Source organism: Massilia sp. YIM B02763, from assembly GCF_030412015.1.
Classification (GTDB): Bacteria; Pseudomonadota; Gammaproteobacteria; order Burkholderiales; family Burkholderiaceae_D; genus Telluria.
Genome location: NZ_JASNRD010000029.1, coordinates 29,126 through 48,697, shown reverse-complemented (window position 1 = coordinate 48,697; position 19,572 = coordinate 29,126). Strand labels below are relative to the sequence as shown.

The 19,572-nt window shown below is 68.9% G+C and carries 18 protein-coding genes; 6 read left to right on the top strand and 12 right to left on the bottom strand.

The window, feature by feature from the left end; genetic code table 11:
* Positions 1–143: 143 nt before the first annotated feature.
* Entirely contained in the window at positions 144–539 is a 396-nt protein-coding gene (gene cueR, locus QPK32_RS24220; protein ID WP_374046781.1) for a Cu(I)-responsive transcriptional regulator, read from the bottom strand.
* Positions 540–639: 100 nt separating this feature from the next.
* On the opposite strand from cueR, the gene QPK32_RS24215 reads away from it, so the two are divergent.
* On the top strand, positions 640–840 hold the full coding sequence (locus QPK32_RS24215) for a hypothetical protein (RefSeq protein ID WP_290415345.1): 201 nt from the start codon (positions 640–642) through the stop codon (positions 838–840).
* Between the two features lie 88 nt (positions 841–928).
* Positions 929–1,477 (top strand): phasin family protein, encoded by a 549-nt coding sequence (locus tag QPK32_RS24210; RefSeq protein WP_290415344.1) that lies wholly within the window; start codon positions 929–931, stop codon positions 1,475–1,477.
* Positions 1,478–1,625: 148 nt separating this feature from the next.
* Here the strand turns inward: QPK32_RS24210 and tssA are convergent, their stop codons facing one another.
* From tssA to QPK32_RS24175, 7 genes are all read right to left on the bottom strand, one after another.
* A complete protein-coding gene (gene tssA, locus QPK32_RS24205; protein WP_290415343.1) occupies positions 1,626–2,618 on the bottom strand; it encodes a type VI secretion system protein TssA in 993 nt (330 codons plus the stop codon).
* A 10-nt stretch (positions 2,619–2,628) separates the two neighbouring features.
* Positions 2,629–5,292: a type VI secretion system ATPase TssH gene (gene tssH, locus QPK32_RS24200; protein WP_290415342.1), complete on the bottom strand. Its 2,664-nt coding sequence runs from the start codon at positions 5,290–5,292 to the stop codon at positions 2,629–2,631.
* Positions 5,293–5,326: 34 nt separating this feature from the next.
* Positions 5,327–5,803, bottom strand: a complete 477-nt coding sequence (tssE, locus tag QPK32_RS24195; RefSeq protein ID WP_290415341.1) for a type VI secretion system baseplate subunit TssE — start codon at positions 5,801–5,803, stop codon at positions 5,327–5,329.
* Between the two features lie 99 nt (positions 5,804–5,902).
* On the bottom strand, positions 5,903–6,394 hold the full coding sequence (locus QPK32_RS24190; RefSeq protein WP_290415340.1) for a type VI secretion system tube protein Hcp: 492 nt from the start codon (positions 6,392–6,394) through the stop codon (positions 5,903–5,905).
* Positions 6,395–6,422: 28 nt separating this feature from the next.
* The gene (gene tssC / locus QPK32_RS24185; protein WP_290415339.1) at positions 6,423–7,922 is read right to left on the bottom strand and encodes a type VI secretion system contractile sheath large subunit; all 1,500 of its coding nucleotides are present in this window, start codon (positions 7,920–7,922) and stop codon (positions 6,423–6,425) included.
* Positions 7,919–8,431, bottom strand: coding sequence for a type VI secretion system contractile sheath small subunit (gene tssB, locus QPK32_RS24180; RefSeq protein ID WP_290415338.1), 513 nt, complete (start codon positions 8,429–8,431; stop codon positions 7,919–7,921). Before tssB ends, tssC begins: the two co-directional genes overlap by 4 nt.
* A gap of 36 nt (positions 8,432–8,467) precedes the next feature.
* Positions 8,468–9,052, bottom strand: a complete 585-nt coding sequence (locus tag QPK32_RS24175) for a hypothetical protein (protein ID WP_290415337.1) — start codon at positions 9,050–9,052, stop codon at positions 8,468–8,470.
* Between the two features lie 191 nt (positions 9,053–9,243).
* On the opposite strand from QPK32_RS24175, the gene tssJ reads away from it, so the two are divergent.
* The 3 genes from tssJ to icmH are packed head-to-tail and all read left to right on the top strand — an operon-like array spanning position 9,244 to position 11,971.
* Entirely contained in the window at positions 9,244–9,810 is a 567-nt protein-coding gene (gene tssJ, locus QPK32_RS24170) for a type VI secretion system lipoprotein TssJ (RefSeq protein WP_290415336.1), read from the top strand.
* Positions 9,811–9,863: 53 nt separating this feature from the next.
* Positions 9,864–11,222 (top strand): type VI secretion system baseplate subunit TssK, encoded by a 1,359-nt coding sequence (tssK, locus tag QPK32_RS24165; RefSeq protein ID WP_290415335.1) that lies wholly within the window; start codon positions 9,864–9,866, stop codon positions 11,220–11,222.
* The gene (icmH, locus tag QPK32_RS24160) at positions 11,219–11,971 is read left to right on the top strand and encodes a type IVB secretion system protein IcmH/DotU (protein ID WP_290415334.1); all 753 of its coding nucleotides are present in this window, start codon (positions 11,219–11,221) and stop codon (positions 11,969–11,971) included. The genes tssK and icmH overlap by 4 nt, the downstream gene beginning before the upstream one ends.
* Positions 11,972–12,081: 110 nt before the next feature.
* Here icmH and QPK32_RS24155 read toward each other — a convergent pair whose 3' ends face one another.
* The 4 genes from QPK32_RS24155 to QPK32_RS24140 all read right to left on the bottom strand — a co-directional run bounded on the left by QPK32_RS24155 (position 12,082) and on the right by QPK32_RS24140 (position 18,606).
* Positions 12,082–12,864 carry an OmpA family protein gene (locus QPK32_RS24155; RefSeq protein WP_290415333.1) on the bottom strand — a complete coding sequence of 261 codons (783 nt, stop codon included), beginning with the start codon at positions 12,862–12,864 and terminating at the stop codon, positions 12,082–12,084.
* Entirely contained in the window at positions 12,861–13,832 is a 972-nt protein-coding gene (tagF, locus tag QPK32_RS24150; RefSeq protein WP_290415332.1) for a type VI secretion system-associated protein TagF, read from the bottom strand. The genes QPK32_RS24155 and tagF overlap by 4 nt, the downstream gene beginning before the upstream one ends.
* On the bottom strand, positions 13,829–17,638 hold the full coding sequence (tssM, locus tag QPK32_RS24145) for a type VI secretion system membrane subunit TssM (RefSeq protein WP_290415331.1): 3,810 nt from the start codon (positions 17,636–17,638) through the stop codon (positions 13,829–13,831). Before tssM ends, tagF begins: the two co-directional genes overlap by 4 nt.
* Positions 17,639–17,766: 128 nt before the next feature.
* Complete coding sequence (locus tag QPK32_RS24140) at positions 17,767–18,606, bottom strand: M15 family metallopeptidase (protein WP_290415330.1); 840 nt, start codon at positions 18,604–18,606, stop codon at positions 17,767–17,769.
* Positions 18,607–18,710: 104 nt separating this feature from the next.
* Here QPK32_RS24140 and QPK32_RS24135 point away from each other — a divergent pair, with 104 nt between their 5' ends.
* Positions 18,711–19,442, top strand: coding sequence for a hypothetical protein (locus tag QPK32_RS24135; RefSeq protein WP_290415329.1), 732 nt, complete (start codon positions 18,711–18,713; stop codon positions 19,440–19,442).
* Positions 19,443–19,572 lie beyond the last annotated feature (130 nt).

The following is a 19,572-nucleotide window of genomic DNA, read 5'->3' as shown; positions in this document are numbered from 1 at the left end:
GTGTGGGGGTTCGAGTCCCTCCGTGGGCACCAAAAGCTACCCGGTCTGTAGAAGGCCTCTGACGGAAACGTCGGCGCAAAACGCCGCAGTCTTTGCAAAAGGATTGCGGCGTTTTGCGTTTTTCCTTGCGCCTTCCCTTCCCCTCAATGACACGGCGCGGCGAGGTCGTCCAGGATCGGGCAGTCCGAGCGCTGGTCGCCGTGGCAGGAGGCGGCCAGCGTCTCCAGCGTGCGCTTCATCGATTCCAGTTCGGCGATCTTGCGGTCGAGTTCGTCGATATGGGTGCGCGCCAGCCGGCGCACGTCGGCGCTGGCCCGGCCCTTGTCCTGCCACAACGCCAGCAAATCGGCGACCTGGTCCAGCGAAAAGCCCAGCGCGCGGCTGCGGTGGATGAATTGCAGCACGCGGATGTCCTGGCAGCCGTACAGGCGGTAGCCGGCCTCGGTGCGGCGCGCCGGCGGCAGCAGGCCGATCGATTCGTAGTGGCGGATCATCTTGGCCGTCACGCCGGATGCCTTGGCGACCTGGCCGATATTCATCGTTTCATTGTCCATGGCTTCAGCATACACCTTCCCACGATGGCAAGGTCAAGACCGTGCTTCTTGACTTGTGCCCACAAGCCGTTAAGCTCGGCGGACCATGCACAAGACTTCCATCCTCCTCATCGCCAGCTTGCTGGCGGCATCGCTGGCGCAGGCGGGCCCGGCCCCGTGGTACCAGTGGCGCAGCAAGGCCGACGGGCAGATGGCCTGTTCGCAGACGTCGCTCGGGTCCGGCTGGGTGAAATTCAGCGGTCCGTATCGTGACGCCCGTTGCGAATTCCGCATACCTGCTAAATAATCGGCAAGATTGAACGCCAATCAAGAACAGAAGGAGTAGTACCCGGCCGCAGCATCCCTGCCCTAGCACCCATAACGAGGAGACACCGATGTTCACCAATCCCGAGCAATTCGCATCCGCCACCAAGACGCTGTTCGACCTGCAGATGCAGACCTTCAACGCGCTGGCCAGCAAGGCGGTCCAGGGCGTCGAGCAGGTCGTGGCACTGAACATGGCGACCGCCAAGCAATCGATGGAGAACACGCTGGCCGCAAGCCGCCAGTTCAGCCAGGCGCCGGACCCGAAAGCGGCGATCGACGCCATTTCCGCGCGCATGCAGCCCGGCGTCTCGGAAGCGAGCGCCTACGGCGAGCAGCTGCGCCAGATCATCGCCGACATCCAGAAGGAGTTCCAGCAGGCGGCCGACACGCATCTCGTGGAAGCGAAGAACACCCTGTCGGCCCTGATCTACGACGTCACCCAGAACGTCAAGCCGGGCCAGGAAAACGCCGTCGAGATCATCAAGGCGGCCATCGAGAATGCCTTCCGGGGCTACGAGCAGGTCACCCAGTCGACGCGCGAGGCGATGCGCCGCGTGGAGGAACAGGTGGCGCAGGCGACGGCGCAGTTGCAGAAGGCGGGGCAGGCGGCGCAATAAGGAACGCGACTCAAAACGTCGTCCCGGCGCAGGCCGGGACCCATGCTGAGGAACGGAATTCGGTATTTCGGAAGCACCGGAACATCTAAAAGAATATCGACTTCGGAAATTCAGCATGGGTCCCTGCCTGCGCAGGGACGACGAGGGTCTATGTTGCCGGTTTTTCTCCCACCCCGAGCATCTCCTCGATGCGGGCCACCGCCGTCTCGTCCTTCACCAGCGCGCGCAGCCACACATGCAGCGGCTGCTCACCCCAGTGCGCGGCCTTGTCGGCCAGGTAGGCGACGGGGCTGTGCGGCTCCGTGCGGCGGAAGAACTCGGCCACGGCGCGCAACTGGGCCAGCGCCTGGGCGCGCGTCTGCAGCGGTCCCGCGGCCGTCGCCACGTGCGGCGCGGACGGCACGCTGCCCGATGCGGGCACGGCCCCCTGCGCGGCAGCAGCCGGCGGCGCGGCCAGTGGCTTGAGGAACACGTGCAGGTCTTCCAGCGCCGACCGCGCCGCGCCGAAGCTGGGCCCGTCCGCTTCCAGGCGCGCATCGACGCTGCGTTCCAGCCGCGCGAGCGCTTCCCCGCAATGCTCGCAATCGCGCATCAGGCCCACGTAGAAACCGGCCGAACCGCGCTGGCGCGCCGTCTCCAGCCGCGCCAGCGCATCGCCGCCCTGCACGCGCGCCGCCTCGACGTCGCGCAGCGCGTAGGCGTCTGCGCCCTCGGTCAGCGGAATCTCGCGCAGCCAGCCGCCGATGCGCGCCGCCACCCATGCCAGGTTGCCGATGCGCTGCTCGAAGCCGCCGTCTTCCGGCAGCGGATGCAGCGATTCCCACCAGCGCTCGCACAGCTGCGCGATCAGCAGCAGGCTGTCGCCCAGGCCACGCAGGCCCGCCGTCTTCGCGCCCGCCTCGGCCAGCCAGACGGCCAGCTGCAAGTCCTTGCTGCGCGTGTGGATGAGCTGGGCGCATTGCTTCGCGACGAACTTCCAGTCCGCTTCCTTTAGTTCCGTGACCCAGGCGCCCTGCTCGATCGACGGATCGTCGGCCTGGCGCGCACGGACGATCGCGTCGATCTCGCTGGAGAAGGCGAGGTCCTCGCCGCAGGGCCGGCCCGCATCGATGGGCGCCAGCAGCTGTTCCAGGTTCAGCATGGTGTCCTCCCTAGGCCGCGTCGACCGCGTACTTGATCTTGCCGGCCTTCGTCGCGCCGACCTTGATGCGCTTGACGGCGCCCCCGGCCGCCATCTGCGCGAGCATGGCATCGGCGATCTCGGGCAGCAGCGTGCCGTTCAGGATGGTGTCGACGTTGCGCGCCCCCGAATCGACCTCCGTGCAGCGCGCCAGCACCGCATCGACCAGCGCATCGTCGTACTCGAACCGGGCCTGGTGGTTGTCCAGCACGCGGCGGCGGATGCGCTCCAGCTTCAGGCGGATGATGTCGGCCAGCACGGCGTCGTCGATCGGGTAGAACGGCACCACCGCCAGGCGGCCCAGGAAGGCGGGCTTGAAATGCTTCGCCAGCGTGGGACGGATCAGTTCCGCGAGCTGTTCCGGCGTCGGGCGTTCGGCCGCCGGCTTGTTCAGGCACGCCCCCATGATCTGGCCGGAGGCCGCGTTCGACGTCAGGATGATGATGGTGTTGCGGAAGTCGATCGTGCGGCCTTCGGCATCGTCCAGCACGCCCTTGTCGAACACCTGGAAGAACAATTCGAGCACGTCCGCGTGGGCCTTCTCGACTTCGTCGAGCAGCACCACGCTGTAGGGATTGCGGCGCACGGCTTCCGTCAGCACGCCCCCTTCGCCGTAGCCGACGTAGCCAGGCGGCGAACCCTTCAGGCCCGATACGCTGTGCGCTTCCTGGTACTCGCTCATATTGATGGTGACGAGCTTCTTCTCGCCGCCGTACAGCAGGTCGGCCAGCGCCAGCGCCGTCTCCGTCTTGCCCACGCCGGAGGTGCCGACGAACAGGAACACGCCCTTGGGCTTGTTCGGGTCCTCCAGGTTGGCGCGGGCCGTGCGCACGCGCTGGGCGACGATGCCGCTCGCGTGGCGCTGGCCGAGGATGCGCTCATCCAGCAGGCGCTGCAAATTCATCACCGTGCGCAGCTCGTCCTTGACCATGCGGCCCAGCGGGATGCCGGTCCAGGCGGCGACGATGGCGGCCACCGTGTGGCCATCGACCTGCACGGGCACCAGCGGCGCTTCTCCCTGCAGCGCGCGCAGGTCCGCCAGCAGCGGCTGCAGGGCGGTGTTGCCTTCGCCCTCCTTGCCCTGCCCTTCCAGGCGCGCGCGCACGGCCTGGATCTCGCTGCACAGCGCCTGCTCGCGTTCCCAGCGCGCCTGCAAGGCCTCGCGCTCGGCCTGCGCCGCGCCGCGCTCGCCGTGCAGCGCGTCCAGCACCGCGCCGTGGTCAGCGCCTCCGCTCTCCTCGCGCGCCAGCGTGGCGATGCGCGCATCGAGGCGTTCGAGCCGGCGCACGCAATCTTCCAGCACAGCGGGCGTGGCCTTCTGGCCCAGCGCCACCTTGGCGCAGGCGGTGTCGAGCACGCTGATCGCCTTGTCCGGCAACTGGCGGCCGCTGATGTAGCGGTGCGACAGGCGCACGGCATCGACGATCGCGTCGTCGTAGATGCGCACGCCGAAGTGCTTCTCCATCAGCGGCGCCATCGCGCGCAGCATGGCGCAGGCGGTATCCTCGTCCGGCTCCTCGACCTTGACGACCTGGAACCTGCGCGCCAGCGCCGCATCCTTCTCGAAATACTTCTTGTATTCGCTCCAGGTGGTGGCCGCCACCGTGCGCAATTCGCCCCGCGCCAGCGCCGGTTTCAGCAGGTTGGCGGCATCGTTCTGGCCCGCCGTGCCGCCCGCGCCGATCATCGTGTGGGCCTCGTCGATGAACAGGATGATCGGGTGCAGGCTCTTCCCGACCTCGTCGATGACGTTCTTGAGGCGGTTCTCGAACTCGCCTTTCACGCTGGCGCCGGCCTGCAGCAGGCCCATGTCCAGCACATGGATCTCGACCCCGCGCAGCACCTCGGGCACGTCGCCCTCGGCGATGCGCAGCGCCAGTCCTTCGACGACGGCGGTCTTGCCCACCCCTGCCTCGCCGGTCAGGATCGGGTTGTTCTGGCGCCGCCGCATCAGGATGTCGATCACTTGCCGGATCTCGGCGTCGCGGCCGATCACGGGGTCGACCTTGCCGTCGCGCGCGCGCGCCGTGAGGCAGGTCGTGTACTGGTCCAGCGCGGGCGTCTTGCCAGGCGCGTGCGCTTGCAGCTCGCCGACCGGGTCGCCCGTTTCCACCTCGCTCGCGGGCGCCGCGGCGCCATGGGCCGGCACTTCGTCGGAACCGCGCATGAGCTTGTCGAAATCGTGCTTCAGGCGATCGAGGGGAAACTCGGCAAAGTGACGGGAGGCGCGCTGGGCCAGTTGCGCCAGGCTGGGTTCCGTGAGGAGGGCCAGCAGCAGGTGGCCGCTGCGGATGCGGGTCGGCTGCGCATCCAGCTGCGCTCCCAGCGATGCGATCAGCCAGGCGTGCTCGAACAGCAGCGGCAGGTGGCGCGAGAACACGGGCGTGCGCGTGCTGCCGGACGGCAGGCGTTCGACTTCGCGGCGCAGGTCCGTCTCCAGTCCCGTCAGGCTGATGCCGGCCTGGCGCGCGGCGGCGACGACGTCGCTGCCCGGCTGCTCCAGCAGCGTCAGGAACAGGTGTTCGAGGTCGACCTCGTACTGGCCGAGGCCCACGCAGATGCCGGCCGCCCGCGTGGCGGCGGCGCGCGTCGTGTCGTTCAACTTGCCGATCAGGGTCTTCAGGTTGATGTCCATCGTCGATATCCTTTCGATGAGCGGCCGCGGCACGCTAGCCGCGCGGGGGCCGGCCGGCCTTGCCGATCGTGTAATGGAGGGATGAGGGCTGCAGCACGGCGTTGAAATGCACGGTCTCGCCGGCGCCCGCGCCATTGCCATCGGCCGCGCGCAGCGTCGCATCGATCGTGAAGTGCAGGCGGTTGACGCCGCTGGTGGCGGTTTCCAGCGTGGCGCTGACGTTGACGAGGCGCGGCTCGTGGCGTTCGATCGCGGCCTTCAGGCTGGCGCAGATCGCGGCCCGGTCCTCGCTGCTGGCCAGGCTGAACGCGGCGAAATCGGCCAGGCCATAGTCCAGCACGGAGGCGCGCGCCTGCGGCCAGGCGGCGAGCCGGCCGGGAGCCAGGCCGGCACGGGTGTTCAGCAGGGCGTCGAGCTCGCGCACGATGCTGTCCTTGAGCGCCTCCAGGCTCTGGGCCTGCGCGCGTTCTCCCATCAGGCGCTCCAGCAGGCCGCTCTGCCAGGACGTCATGGCGGCACTCCCAAAAAAGACCGCGGCACAAGGCCGCGGCAAGGCGCCGGCAACGAGCGCAGGGGAAGGGTTGCTGTATCCGTCGCGCGCACGCGCACGTCAGACGATCTTGTTGGTGGCCAGGTCCCAGCCGCCGGACGTATTGCCGCCGGCGCCGCCGCCGATCTTCTGCTGGGTGTACTTCCACTTGACCTTGGAGAATTTCAGGCCCACGTTCTCGGTCAGGAAGTTCCCCTCCTCGACCTCGGGCTGCACGGAGCCGATCAGCACGTTCTCCAGCTCGATCTCGAAGTACTTGACGCGTTCGCCCTGGCCGTCCGCACGCATGAATTCCAGCTTGGCCTTCGGGATCGTCTTGCCGGACGAGCAGGTCTGCAGCAGCACCGGCGAGGACAGGTCGGCCAGCTTGGTGAACGTCACTTCGGAATGCTCGCAGCGCTCGGCCGTGTGGCCGCCGCCCGTGGAGGACGTCGCGGATTTCGGCTGCAGCACCTTCCAGTTCACCGATTTGCACTCGATCCAGTCCTTGTGCTTGTCGTCGGCCGATTCGCCCTTGATGCCGTCGATTTGCAGGTACACGTCTATTGCCATGTCTTACTCCAGTAGGTGGGTGGGTGAATTACGATTTGGTCGATTGCGGCAGCTCCGCGACCAATCGGAGCGAAACGGACAGCTCGTCGAGCTGGAAGTGCGGACGCAGGAAGGACACGGCGCGGTACACGCCGGGCCGCCCCGGCACCTCGGCCACCTGCACGCTTGCCTCGCGCAGCGGGAACTGGGCCTTCTGCTCCTGGCTGGCGTTATCGTCCAGCAGGACGTACTGCGTCAGCCAGCGGTTCAGGTATTCCTCGACGTTGGCGGCGGCGGCGAAGCTGCCGATCTTGTCGCGCATCATGGCCTTCATGTAGTGGGCGATGCGCGAGACGGCGAAGATGTACTGCAGCTGCGAGGACAGCAGCGCGTTGGCGTTGGCCGCCTCGTTGGCGTACTTGCGCGCCTTCTGCGCCGACTGCGCGCCGAAGAAGGCCGCATACGAGGTGTTCTTGCAATGCACCAGCGAGATGAAGCCGAGGTCCGACAGCTCCTTCTCGCGCCGGTCGGTGATCGCCAGCTCGGTCGGGCACTTCAGCGCGACCTCGCCCTCGTCCGTCTTGAACGTATGCGTCGGCAGGTTCTCGACCAGGCCGCCGCCCTCGACGCCGCGGATCGCCGCGCACCAGCCGTAGTCCTCGAAGGCGCGCGTCAACTTGGTGGCGAAGGCATACGCCGCGTTGCACCACAGGTATTTGTGGTGGTCGGTGCCGTCGACGTCCTCGACGAAGTTGAAGCCTTCGGTAGCGGTGCCGTCGACCGGGTTGTACGGCAGCCGGCCCAGGAAGCGCGGCAGCGTCAGGCCCACGTAGCGGGAGTCTTCCGATTCGCGGAAGGCCTTCCACTTCGCGTATTCGACCGTGTCGAACACCTTGGCCAGGTCGCGCGGCTTGCCCAGGTCGCCGAAGCTCTCCACGCCGAACAGCTCCGGCGCCGCCGCCGCGATGAACGGGGCATGGCTGGCCGCGGCCACGTGCGACATCTGCTCCAGGAAGTAGACGTCCTCGGGCTGGCGCGAGAGTTCGAAGTCGCCGATCAGGGCGCCGTAGGGCGCGCCGCCGAAGCTGCCGAATTCTTCCTCGTACACCTTCTTGAACAGCGTGCTCTGGTCGAACTCCAGCGCCGACTGGAAGTCCTTCACCAGTTCGCGCTTGCCGGCGTTGAGCATGCGGATCTGCAGGTTCGGACTCGTCGCGCTGTTCTTCACCAGGTAGTGCAGGCCCGTCCAGCTGCGTTCCAGCTTCTGGAATTCGGGCGCGTGCATGATCTCGGACAGCTGGGCGGAGATCATGCGGTCCAGCTCCGCCAGGCGCGCATCGATGGTGGCCGACAGGTTGGTCGACATCACCATCGTCCCTTCCATCACCTGGCTCACCAGCTCGGAGATGATGTCGCGCGCGCGCGCATGCTCGCTGCTCGACTTGGCGACGCGGCTCTCTTCGACGATCTGGTCCAGCAGGGCCGTATCGAGTTCGACGGCCTGGGCGGCGGCCGGTGCCGCGGGTGCCGCTTCAAGGATGGCGCTCATCGTTCCTCCTTCGCCGCGACGTTCTTGCGCAGGCTGTCCAGCTTCTCGGTATTGTTCAGGACATCGCTCAGGATGTCTTCCAGCTTGTCGTTCCCGGCCAGCTTGTTGCGCAGGTCGGCGAGCTTGCCGCGCGCCTCCAGCAGGCCCTTGAGCGGCGCCACCTGCTGCACCACGGCTTCGGGGCGGAAGTCGTCCATCGCGCGGAACTGCAGCCGGACGGCGAACTCGCCGCCCTCTTCCGACAAGTGGTTCTGCACGCGGAAGCTGGCGACAGGTGCCACGCCGTCCAGCACCTCGTCGAAATTGTCGGCATCGACGCTGACGAACTTGCGGTCCTTCAGGCGCTTCTTGGCGGCGTCCGGATCGCTGCCGAAGTCGCCCAGCACGCCGACCACGAAGGGCAGCTCCTTGTTCTCGATCGCATCGCCGATCTCGACGTCGTACGTCATCTGCACGCGCGGGGCGCGCACTTTCTGCAGGCGCTTCTGCACGCTTTCATTCTTGGCCATGTGGGCTCCTCGATTCTTCGGGTGATGGCGCGCCGCTCACTTGAGCGCGCCGAACGGGTCGCTGCCGGAGGAACGGGCCGGCGGCGGCGCGGCGATCGCTTTCTTCACCGTGTCCTTGGCGCGCGAGGACGCCGTGCGGCTGGCACCCGGCAGCAGCTCGTTCTCGTTCAGGTTCGCGCGCAACAGCTTGGCCAGTTCCTGCGCTTCCGTGCGCACGTTGCCGGTCAGGTTGTTCTTCTGGCTCAGGTCCGCCAGCGCGCGGCTCGTCACCCGCAGGCCGCTGACGGCGACGATGCTGTTGGCCAGCGTGTCGTCCGGATCGCGTTCCAGCGCCTCCAGCGCATTGACGATCGCTTCGCCGTAGTTGGCGCTGTCGAAGCGCATCTGCGCCATGCGCACCCACGGCGTCTTCTCGGTGGGGAAACTGGCGCTGGCCTTCTGCAGGACCGCGTAGGCCTTGTCGTTCTGGCCCGCCATCACGGCGGCATCGGCTTCGGCCATCGCGGCGGTGACGTTGCCGGCCGGCTTCGTGCCGGCGACTGTCGGTCCCGTGCTGGTGCAGGCGGACAGCAGTACCGCACAGGCGACGACGGCCGGCGGCATCAAGCGTTGGAATCTCATCTGGCTCTCCCGGGTTGAAATCAGACGCCATTATCGGCAGGCGTTTTCCCGAAAGAGTTGCGTGTGGTCAACTTAAGTTGGCCGGGCAATTGCGCATGGTCGAAGGTCTCGTTGCGCGGGCGCAGGTGACGCGGCGCGGATTGCCGTTAAATCTGTGCCTTGCTTTCATTCCCATGTGCAAGGTGATGCCGATGAAGCCTCGTTTCTTCCTGATGTGCGTGTGCCTGCTCGGCGGCTGTGCCGGTTCTCCTTTCGACGGCGCCCTCCAGGCCACCGGCCTGCGCAAGCCGCCCCCGCTGCCGGAAGCCCAGCTGCCCCCGCGCAAGGTGGCGCTGCATTTGCATGCGGCGCCGCGCCTGAACGTCGACGCGCGCGGGCGGCCGCTGGCGCTGCTGGTGCGCGTCTACCAGCTGCGCCAGCTCGACGCCTTCGAGCGCGTCCCGCAGGCCGCCTTCCTGTCGCCGGAAGCGGAACGCGCGGCCCTGGGCGCCGACCTGGTGGCCGTGCGCGAGCTGACGCTGGTCCCGGGCCAGCGCCTCGACCTCGTCGAGACGATGCCGCGCGACGCCGGCCAGCTGGGCGTCGTCGCCCTGTTCCACGCGCCGGCATCGCAGGGCTGGCGCGTGGCGTTCGCGGCGCCCGACGCCGAGCGGGCCGGTGTCACCGTCGGCATGCACGCCTGCGCGATGAGCGTCGGCGCGGGCGCGCCCGCGAGCGGCGCCGGCGCCAAGCCGCTGTCGCTTGTGCGCTGTCAATGAAGGCGATGGAGTTTCCCGCAAGCTAGCGAATTGTGTACAAGGAGAAACGAACCGTGAACATCCCGGCGAAGGTCTTGTGGGGCGAAGGCTTGTTCCTGCGCCCCCAGCATTTCCAGCAGCAGGACCGCTACCACGAAGCGCGCCTGGGCGAGACAGCCGCCGCCCTGCACCCGTATTGCTGGGGCGTGCGCCGGCTAGTGGTCGACACGGATGCGCTCAAGGCCGACATCCTGCGCGTCGTCGACCTGTCGCTGATCTTCCCGGACGGGGAAATCGTGCGCGCGCCGGGGCCCGATGCGCTGCCGCTGCAGGCGCGCCTGGCCGACCTGCCGCCGTCCGTGCAGACGATCACCTTTCACGCTGCGCTGCCCGTGCTGAAGCCGCACGGCGAGAACTGCGCGCCGCGCGGCACCACGGCGCCGGAGGTGCCCGCATCGGTACGCTACGGCCAGCGCGAGCGCGACACGGAAGACCTGTACAGCGAGGCGGCGCCGGCGCCCGTCGCCTATCTCACCAAGACCGTGCGCCTCGTGCCGGACCTGGAAGCGCTGGATGCCTACGACAGCTTCCCGCTCGTGCGCCTGCACCGCCTGGCCACCGGCGGCTTCGAGATCGACGCGGCCTTCACGCCGCCGAGCCTATCCATCGACGGCGCGCCGGGCCTGCACGCGCGCCTGCAGCGGCTGATGGAAAAGCTGCTGGCGAAGGTCCATGCGCTGTACGGCCACTACCGCGAGCCGGGCAAGAACGTCGTCGAGCTGCGCGGCGGCGACGTCGCCTCGTTCTGGCTTCTGCACACGGTCAGCACGGGCTACGCCATGCTGAGCCACTACCTGGCGCACCGCGAGCTGCACCCGGAGCGCCTGTTCCACGACATGCTGGCGCTGGCCGGCTCCCTGATGACCTTCTCGCGCGGCCCCAAGCTGGAAGACCTCCCCGCCTATGCGCACCAGGATCCGGGCCCCGCGTTCGCGCGCCTGGACGGCATCCTGCGCGAGCTGCTGGACACGGTGATCTCGTCCAAGTACTTCGCCATCGCCCTGTCCAACGACCGGCCGTCCTACCATCTCGGCACGCTCGACTCGGGCAAGATCGACGCGCACACGACGCTGTACCTGGGCGTCGCGGCCGACCTGCCGGCGCTGCAGCTGGTCGAGATCGTGCCGTTGCGCTTCAAGATCGGCGCGCCCGAGGACGTCGACAAGCTGGTGCTGTCGGCCATGCCCGGCGTGCGCCTGACCCATGCGCCCCAGCTGCCCGCCGCGCTGCCGGTGCGTCCCGACACCTGCTACTTCGTGCTGGAGAACCGCGGCATCCTGTACGACAGCATGTTGAAAGCCCAAGCGATCTCGATCTACGTGCCGAACGGGATCCGCGACCTCCAACTCGAACTGATAGCGATCGCAGCATGACTCCACACGTCGAACGGCGCGCCGCGCCAGCCAGCTCCCAGGCCGCACCGGCCTCCCTCGTCGACATCATGGTCGACGGTTTCTATGCGCTTTTCCTGCTGAAGAACGGGTCCGGCCCGCAGGACCGGAACGCCTTCGCCGAGCACATGACGGCCTTTCTCGGCGAAGTGGACCGCAACGCCAAGGCGCACGGCATCCCGGCCGAGGACGTCAGGGCGGCCAAGTACGCGTTCTGCGCGGCCGTCGACGAGATCATCCTGCGCTCCGACTTCGCCATCCGCGATGCCTGGGAGACCCGGCCCCTGCAGCTGCGCCTGTTCGGCGACCAGCTCGCCGGCGAACACTTTTTCCAGCGCCTGGAAGACTTGCGTGCCAAGGGCAGCGTGCACCTGCAGGCGCTCGAGGTCTACCATATGTGCCTGCTGCTGGGCTTCGAGGGGCGCTTCGCGCTCGACGGGCGCGACAAGCTGAACTACCTCACCGCGCGCCTGGGCGACGAGATCGCGCGCATGCGCGGGAAAAGCCGCGGCTTCGCCCCGCACGCGGAACGTCCCGACCAGGTCGCGCACAAGCTGGGCAGCGATCTGTCGCTGTGGGTGCTGAGCGGGGTGTTCGTGCTTGTCGGCCTGGGCGCCTGGCTCGGCTTCGACACGGCGCTGGCGCGCGAGGCGGATACGAAGCTGGCCGGCTACAACGACCTGGTCAAGCTGCCGCCGCGGTCGGCCAATGTGATGATCACGTTGCCCTAGCCGTCGTTCCCGGCATTGCCGGAAACGCCCCCCTGCGAAGGCAGGGGCCCAATTTCGCGCAGTCGATGTGCGTGCAACATTAGGCCCCTGCCTTCGCAGGGGCGACGTGCCTACTGCCCCACCTTGAACTCGATGCGCCGGTTGCGGGCGCGGCCTTCCGGGGTACGGTTGTCGGCGACGGGACGGTCGGGGCCTTCACCGGAGACGGCGATCATGTCCGGGTTGACGCCATGCGCCGCCACGTAAGCCTTCACGGCTTCCGCGCGCGCCTGGCTCAGCGACAGGTTGCCCGCGCGCGAGCCGGCATTGTCCGTGTGCCCGATCACCTCGACGCGCTTGTCCTTCAGGCGCAGCAGCACGGCGCTCATCTGGTCGAGGATGGCCTTGCCGGAATCGGCCAGCGTCGCCTTGCCGGACTCGAACTCGATGATGCGGTTGGCCAGCGCCGCATCCAGCATGCCCTGCTCGGATGCGGCCACGCGCAAGCCGTTGTTGACGGTGTACGAGGTGTCCAGCGCCAGCGCCAGTTCGCCGGCGATCTGCTGGCGCTGGGCGTCGCTGGCGACGTCGCCGCGCAGGCTGATGTTGGTGCCGTCGACCTGCAGCTGGCCGCGGGTGACCAGCTTCAGGTTGGGGCCGACCAGCCTGGCCACGTGCTCGTTCCAGTTCGGCGGCGTCGTCACCCTGCCCACCGCCAGCTGGTCGACCACGCGCTCGGCGCCGTACACGGTGCGCAGGCGCGCCAGCAGCGCGGCTTTCGCGGCGTCGTCGCCGACGGTGCCGGAAACGACGATGGGCGCGACGGGCGTTGCGGGCGCGGCAGCCGCCGGCGCGTTCTGGGCACAGGCATTGCCGGCGACGGCGGCGCACAGGATCAGGATCTTGGTATTCACGCGGCGGCTCCGGTGAAGGTTTTCAGGAACAGTTCGCGCGCCGTGCGCAGCGGCAGCATCGGCTGCTCCAGGTAGCTGGCCAGGGCGCGCACGTCGATGTCGAGGCCCAGCTGCTCGTCGATCCAGGCATTGTCGTCCAGGTGCACCTGGTGCTCGAGCGCGACGAGCGGGTCGACCAGCGCATGCAGCGTGCCGGCCGCCTCCCCGCCGAAGCCGACCACCAGCGCCGGCCGCTCGCGCACGACGGTCAGGAACAGCGCCAGGTCGAAGCCGCTGCGGCGGATGAAGGGCGTCACCAGCTCGAGCCAGAACGCGGCCACCGCATGGCGCGCCGCGCTTTGCGCCGGCAACGGCAGCACCAGGCTTTTCTGCAGCGCCGCCGGGCGGCTGTGCATGACGGGCTGCAGCAGCAGGCCCAGGCCCAGGATCATGCGGTCAGCCGCCAGCGCCAGCTGGGAAGACAGCGTCCCGACGGTGGACACGGCCAGGAACTCGGCCAGGGGCGCATCGTAGTCGTCCAGCTCGACCTGGGCATCGGCGAGCGCCTGCAGCTCCGGTGCCGGATCGCTGCCGGAGAGCACGCGCGGCGCCACCGCCTCGAGGTAGCGCCACAGCGGGGCGAAGGCCAGCGGGCAGCGCGCCGCGAAGCCGGCCGGATCGGGCAGGTCGACGGTGCGCATCATCAGGAAAGGGAAGCGGCGGCCCGACTGGTCGTGGCTGGCGACCAGGTGGCCGGCCACGGCATGGCGGCGGTCCGGGCCGACGAAGGCGAAGCTGACGGGGGCCATCGCATCGTAGTTCAGCTTCCAGCGCGCATCCAGCGGCAGGCGCGACATGACCTGGGCCAGCCAGTCGTCCAGCATGCCCAGCACGGCGCGGTCGTCGGCCTGCTTGACGAAGTCGCTGTGCGCGGGCAGCTTGCCGAAGTAGCCGATGCGGCCCGCGCTGCACAGCTGCGCGCGGCTCATTGCAGCGCTCCCGGCACGGCCGGTGCCGCCGGCGCCGTCGCGGACGCCATGGCGGGCGCCCCGCCGGCGCCGGCGGCCTGGCGCCCGACGATGGCATCCGGCAGGCGCAGGCCGTTGAAGCCGCGGCTGGCCTGGGCGTCGCTGGGCGCCTCCTGGCTGGCGACGCGCTTCAGGTTGACGGCCACCGCGACGTTGCCGGCGCTCCAGCGCAGTTCGTGGGTGCCCGCGTCGACGCGCTTGTTGGCGGCCGCCTCGATCATCTTCTGCAGGCCGAACTGGCCCGGCACGTTGAACAGTTCGACGGTGCGGCCGTCGAAGGTGACGGCGCTGATCTTCGCGCCGCTGGCGCCCTGCGGCCCCGGGTGCACCATGTTCACCCAGGCCGGCGGCGTGTTCCGGTAGCGCAGCTGCTGGCCGTCGATCTCGATCGTGTACTCGGTCACCCCGGGCGCGGCCAGCGGCAGCAGCTGGAACACCGTCTGCGGCCCGGCCTGGGCGCCGTTGTTGACGGCCACGCCGTTGGCCGACAGCGGCGCGATCCAGCCGGGGAAACCGCTCACCGCCTGGGGCGCCAGCGTGATGCCGATATCGGCCCAGGTGCGGCTGGACAGCACGTCGCCGCGCCGCACCACCAGCGGGCCCATCGTGGCGCCGACGAATTTCGCCACCGCCCCTTCCGGCCCGAACACCTGGCCGATCTCGGCCGGCGTCGCCTGGATCTGGGCGCCCGGCGCGAACGGGTACTTGGCCGCGAGCGTCGTGCGGAACGGTTCCAGCACTTGCGCCTGCCAGGTCTTGTTGATCTCCGACTCCGACGGCAGCACGATCATCGCGAAGGTCTGCACGAGCGGGCGCACGAGCAGCGGGCGCAGCATCTGCTTCTGGGCGTCCGTCATTCCGGTCAACATCTGCTCGTCGACGTATTTCAGCGCGTCCGCCAGCTCCGAGCCGCTGCCCTCCAGCGTCTGCTGCATCAGCTGCTTGGCGCCGGGGCCGGGGTCGCCCTGGTTCTTGAGCGTGTTCAGGCGGCTGCGCAGCTTCGAGAGCGCGTCGAGGTAGCCCGTCATCAAGGAGGCGTCGCGCTCCCTGGCCCCGACCAGGCGCGCGACGCCGGCGAACTCGCGCCCCACCGGTCCCGCCGCCTGCACGCCGCCCACCGGCAGCGGCCCCATCGCGTCGGCCACCTGGCGCGCGCCGGACGGGGCCTGGCGCAGCACGACCTCGCGGAACCAGCCGGCCAGGCCGCGCTTGAGCTTCGTCGTGTCGACCCTGGCCTGGGCCGGATCGTCCCACATGGTCTGCTCGTGCACGGCCTTGAGCACCTTGGCCAGCGGCGACGCCTGCGGGTCGCCCAGGCGGTTCATCGCCTGCACGCTGGCGTCGAAGCCGTTCAGGTCGGCGATCGTCACGCCCTGCACGAACTTGGTCCATTCGCGCGCGTAATCGGCCTTGTACAGGTCGACCAGCGCCTTCTGGATCTGTTCGGGGCTGCCTTCCAGCGTCAGGTCGTCCTTGGCCACGCTCTTGAGGACCCAGTCGCTGCTCTGCAGCTCGCGGCTGGACGCGTCGCGGATCGCGCCCTGCACGTACTTGTCCCACGCGTCGCGGGTGAAGGCGCCGCTGACGGCGTAGCTGCCCACGACCAGCGCCTGGTCCTGCTCGCCGACGATGCGCGCCACCGTCACGGCCGGGAAGCGGGTCGCGGCGCGGGTGCGGATGTCGGCGTACACGCGCTCGCGCGCCGGCGTGCCGCGCACCACGCGGCGCAGGTTCTCGCGGGCGCTGTCGAGCAGGCTCAGTTTCGGCGTGATCTGCGGCCAGGCCTGGTCCTCGACGTGCGCGAGCACGAAGGTCAGCAAACGCTCGGCGCTGCGGATCATCTGCTCCTTCGGCATGGCGCCGCGGTTCGCATCGAGCCAGCCGCGCCAGTAACGGGTGAGCTGGTCGTTCAGGTGGCCCGGCTCGGCATGGCTCTTATCGGCCAGCATCAGGTAGGTCTTGAGGGCGTTGTAGGCGTCGCCGACATTGGTGGCCGAAACGCTCTGGTAGTCCTGGCCCGGCCTCGCCGCGGGCGTGGCCCGCGCGTTCGGGTCGAGCTGGGCGGCATTCGCGTTCATCTCGGCCAGCAGGGCCTCCAAGGCCCCGGCGACCGGCAGCACCATCACCTCGCGCACGCCGGCGAAGTACTCGTCGCGCAGCTTGCGTTCGAGCGCCTCGCCCTGGTACAGGCCGAAGGACAGCGCCAGCGGCCGCTCGCTGCGGTAGCGCTCGAGCTGCTCGATGCGGTCCTGCAGGATGTCCAGCGCTTCCAGGCGCGACTGCAGGTCGGCGCGGCGCGCCTGCAGCTTGACGACCTTGTCGAGGTCCGACTGCACGTTCGCGACCAGCTGGCGGTTGCCCATATAGGACCAGCTCCAGCCGCCCAGCGCGGCGCCCAGCAGCACGGTGGCGGCGAGGAACACGCCGATGCGCAGGCGCGCGGCGCCCGGGCTGGTGTAGCGCCTGACGAGGTCGCGGTCGGCGAAGATCACCTTGCGGAACAGCTGCAGCAGGAAGTAGCCGCTGTGCTCCTCCGACGGCGCGGGCTTGTCGTCGGCCGCCGGTGTGGACGGGCGCAGCGCCAGGTCGAAGCGGCCGGCCACGCGGCGCGAGGACAGGTTCTCGACGGCCCCTTCCTGCAGCGCGCTGGTGAAATAGAAGCCGCGGAACACGGGCTTGAACTGCCAGGTGTTTTCCTCGAACAGCGTGGCCAGGAATCCGCGCAGCTGCGGCTTCAGGGCCGCGAATTCGAGCGGGAAGGTGAACACGCCGGGACGCGGCGTGGCGCTGCGGTTGCCGGCCATGCTGGCCAGGCTCAGTTCCTTCAGGCCGTCGTGCAGCTCGTCGAAGTGGCGGTCGAAGAAGCCGAGGACGTCGACCGGCGTGCTGCGCCGGTTGTAACGCAGCGTCGCGCCCCACACCCGTTCACGCTCGCTGCGTTCGCTGTCATGGAAGAAGTCGGCAAAGCCCGCGATCAGGTCGGCCTTGGTGAAGATCACGTAGACGGGCGCATGCACGCCCAGGCGCTCCGTGAGTTCCTGGACGCGGGTGCGCAGGCTCTTGGCCAGTTCGATCGCGGCGTCCGGATTGCCGCCGGCCAGTTCGGCGACGCTCACGGCGATCAGGATGCCGTTGATCGGCGCGCGCGGACGGTGCCGCCGCAGCAGGTCGAGGAAGCCGAACCACTCGCTGCGGTCGGCCTCGAACACGGAATAGCGGCCGGCCGTGTCGAGCAGGATGCCGTCGGTGGTGAAGAACCAGTCGCAGTTGCGGGTGCCGCCCACGCCCTGCACGGCCTTGCTGCCGGGGATCGGGAAGGTCAATCCGGAATGCTTGATGGCGCTGCTTTTGCCTGCCGCCGGATTCCCGATGATCATGTACCAGGGCAGCTCGTACAAGGCCGCGGCGCCGCGCGTCAAGCCCAGCTTGGAGGTCTTGATCGTGTGGATCGCTTCCAGCATGCCTTTGCGCAGTATGGCGGCGTCGCTCTTGCCCTGCCCCTTGGCGTCGCCATCGCCTTCCTTGCCCATGCTGGCGACCAGGGCATCGCCCAGGCTCGCCGCTTCGCGCTTGCGCCGCCACGCCAGCACGAGGCGCCATACGCCCCACGCGGCCAGCAGCACGAGACCCAGCAGCAGCGCCCACAGCACCGCCTCTTCGGGCGATTCGAGTTCGGGCAGGATGAGGACGGCCAGTGCCGCCGCCACGCCGATGCCGATCACGGCCAATACACGTCTGTCGCTGAGAAACTGCCAGAGTCGGGCCATATCGTTCGCTCGGAAGTAATGAATACCATCGGCAAGTCTGGCACTATTTCCTGTCCGAAATTTTGAGATGAGACAAGCGGCCTGGAGCGTTGTCGCGCCGCCGGACTCACTTGCCCATCACTTGCCCATCACTTGCGCATCACGCCGCGCAGGCGTAGTTCGGTGTGGCCGAAATCCATCATGGCCCAGCGCCCGCCCCAGGTCAGGCCCAGCGATTCCGCCACCTCGCCGTAGAGCTGGTAGCCGCGCATCGCCCACGGATCCTTTTCCGAGATCACCAGCTTGCCGTCGCGCCAGAACGCGCAGTCGGCGGCCAGGCCATACTGGTGCCAGCTCTGGAAGGCGCGCGCGTTCGTGACCTGCGTGCCCATGCGCGCCAGCATGTCCTGGCGCGCCGGACTGCGATAGCCCTCCAGCAGGGCCATCTCGTAGCCGTGCCTTTCCTTCATGATCTTGAAGGCCAGCAGCAGGCGCTGGTTGAAGTCAGGGTGCAGCAACCCCCAGTTGCGGCTGGCGTCGACGAGCATCGGCCGCACCAGTTCCACTTCGCGCGTGTTGAAGGCCAGCGGCGGCAACGCGGCCGGAGCCACCAGCTGCTCGCCCTTGAGCAGGGCAGCCACCTGCGGGTCGACGACGGTCTCGACCGGCTCGTATCCCGGCAGCATGTCGGGATTGCGCATCAACAGGGCCAGCAGCGACGGCACCAGGATGACGGGCAGGCCGATCGCGCACGACACCCGGTTGCGCCGCAACAACGCACGCAGGTCGCGCCAGGCGATACCGGCGCCGGACCAGCCCGCCCGCACCGTGCTGCCGCCAGCCCGGCTCCAGCCGCCCGCGCGCCACAGCAGCCTGCGCTGCAGCGCGCCGAGGAATTGCAGCAGCGACGCCCGCCCGGCGGGAAACACGACCAGGCCGATCACGCTGCAGGCCAGGCAAAAGTAGAGGAACACGAGGAAGATCAGCATCGCTTTCTCCGCATTGTTTCTAATTGGAATTAATTTCCAATCTTAGGAGTAACGCGGTGCGCCCTACAGATGAAAATCAACCCGGCTCCAGGCGTCCCAACCTGATGTCCTCGTCGCGCCGCGCCAACGGCGAGATCAGCATCCTGGCCATGCTCGACGGCAAATCGCGCCGCTCGCTGGCGCGGCGCTTCCCCCGCCTGCCCGCGCTGCTGGGCTATGCGGCCGCCGGCACGGCCGCGTGCGCGCTCGTCGGCGTACTGGCCTGGCTGGCGCACGACGGCATGGACGGGTCCGCAGGCAAGGACGCCGACGGCAAGGCGGTGACCATCGCGCAAGCCCCAGCCGCGCCGCCGGACGCGGAGACGGACGCGGAGACGGAAGCGGCTGCCCCGGATGCGGCGACCTCGCGCGCGCCGCTGCCCGCCGCGATCGACGTCGATGCCCCGCTACCTGCCGGACGCGCCGCCATCGTCGACGCGCTGAACGCGGACGTCCCCGCACCGTACATACCCGCAGCAGACGGCGCGCCGCCGGCGGCGGCAGCGCCGGCGCGCAACCCGCCCCCGAAAAGCGCTATCGTCCGCCCGCTCCCCACCTACCGCCCAGTCCGGCCGCCGGTCCGCATCGCCACGCCGGCCAAGCCCAAACGCAACGCCGCGCCGACCAAGCCGGCAGCGGCCGCCGTCGACATGGACGTCGCCCTGATCACGGCCATCATCCAGCACGCCGGCCGACCGCTCGACGCGACCGGCGCGACCGGCGCGACCGGCGTCGAGCATCCAGACGCGACATGCGCCGGCAAGCCTTGCGGCCCGCGGATGCCGGAACGACCGTGAGCGCCCGGCGCCTGGCCGCCCGTCCGCATTGACGTTCAGGCAAGCGGATCGGCCGGTCGCGCGCCAAAAACCACGCCCGGCGCCAAAACCGCTGGGCGCCACCGGCCTGCCACGGCTATACTGTACAAAG

Coding starts and splice junctions, on each gene's coding strand:
- tssE (WP_290415341.1), bottom strand. CDS start 5,803: ATGACGTCCTGGCAGAGCGGCCTGCTGGAGCGCCTGATGGGAGAACGC.
- tssC (WP_290415339.1), bottom strand. CDS start 7,922: ATGAGCGCCATCCTTGAAGCGGCACCCGCGGCACCGGCCGCCGCCCAG.
- tssH (WP_290415342.1), bottom strand. CDS start 5,292: ATGGACATCAACCTGAAGACCCTGATCGGCAAGTTGAACGACACGACG.
- QPK32_RS24140 (WP_290415330.1), bottom strand. CDS start 18,606: ATGCTGATCTTCCTCGTGTTCCTCTACTTTTGCCTGGCCTGCAGCGTG.
- tagF (WP_290415332.1), bottom strand. CDS start 13,832: ATGAGCCGCGCGCAGCTGTGCAGCGCGGGCCGCATCGGCTACTTCGGC.
- QPK32_RS24190 (WP_290415340.1), bottom strand. CDS start 6,394: ATGGCAATAGACGTGTACCTGCAAATCGACGGCATCAAGGGCGAATCG.
- QPK32_RS24210 (WP_290415344.1), top strand. CDS start 929: ATGTTCACCAATCCCGAGCAATTCGCATCCGCCACCAAGACGCTGTTC.
- cueR (WP_374046781.1), bottom strand. CDS start 539: ATGAATATCGGCCAGGTCGCCAAGGCATCCGGCGTGACGGCCAAGATG.
- tssM (WP_290415331.1), bottom strand. CDS start 17,638: ATGGCCCGACTCTGGCAGTTTCTCAGCGACAGACGTGTATTGGCCGTG.
- QPK32_RS24215 (WP_290415345.1), top strand. CDS start 640: ATGCACAAGACTTCCATCCTCCTCATCGCCAGCTTGCTGGCGGCATCG.
- QPK32_RS24175 (WP_290415337.1), bottom strand. CDS start 9,052: ATGAGATTCCAACGCTTGATGCCGCCGGCCGTCGTCGCCTGTGCGGTA.
- QPK32_RS24135 (WP_290415329.1), top strand. CDS start 18,711: ATGTCCTCGTCGCGCCGCGCCAACGGCGAGATCAGCATCCTGGCCATG.
- tssB (WP_290415338.1), bottom strand. CDS start 8,431: ATGGCCAAGAATGAAAGCGTGCAGAAGCGCCTGCAGAAAGTGCGCGCC.
- icmH (WP_290415334.1), top strand. CDS start 11,219: ATGACTCCACACGTCGAACGGCGCGCCGCGCCAGCCAGCTCCCAGGCC.
- tssA (WP_290415343.1), bottom strand. CDS start 2,618: ATGCTGAACCTGGAACAGCTGCTGGCGCCCATCGATGCGGGCCGGCCC.
- tssJ (WP_290415336.1), top strand. CDS start 9,244: ATGAAGCCTCGTTTCTTCCTGATGTGCGTGTGCCTGCTCGGCGGCTGT.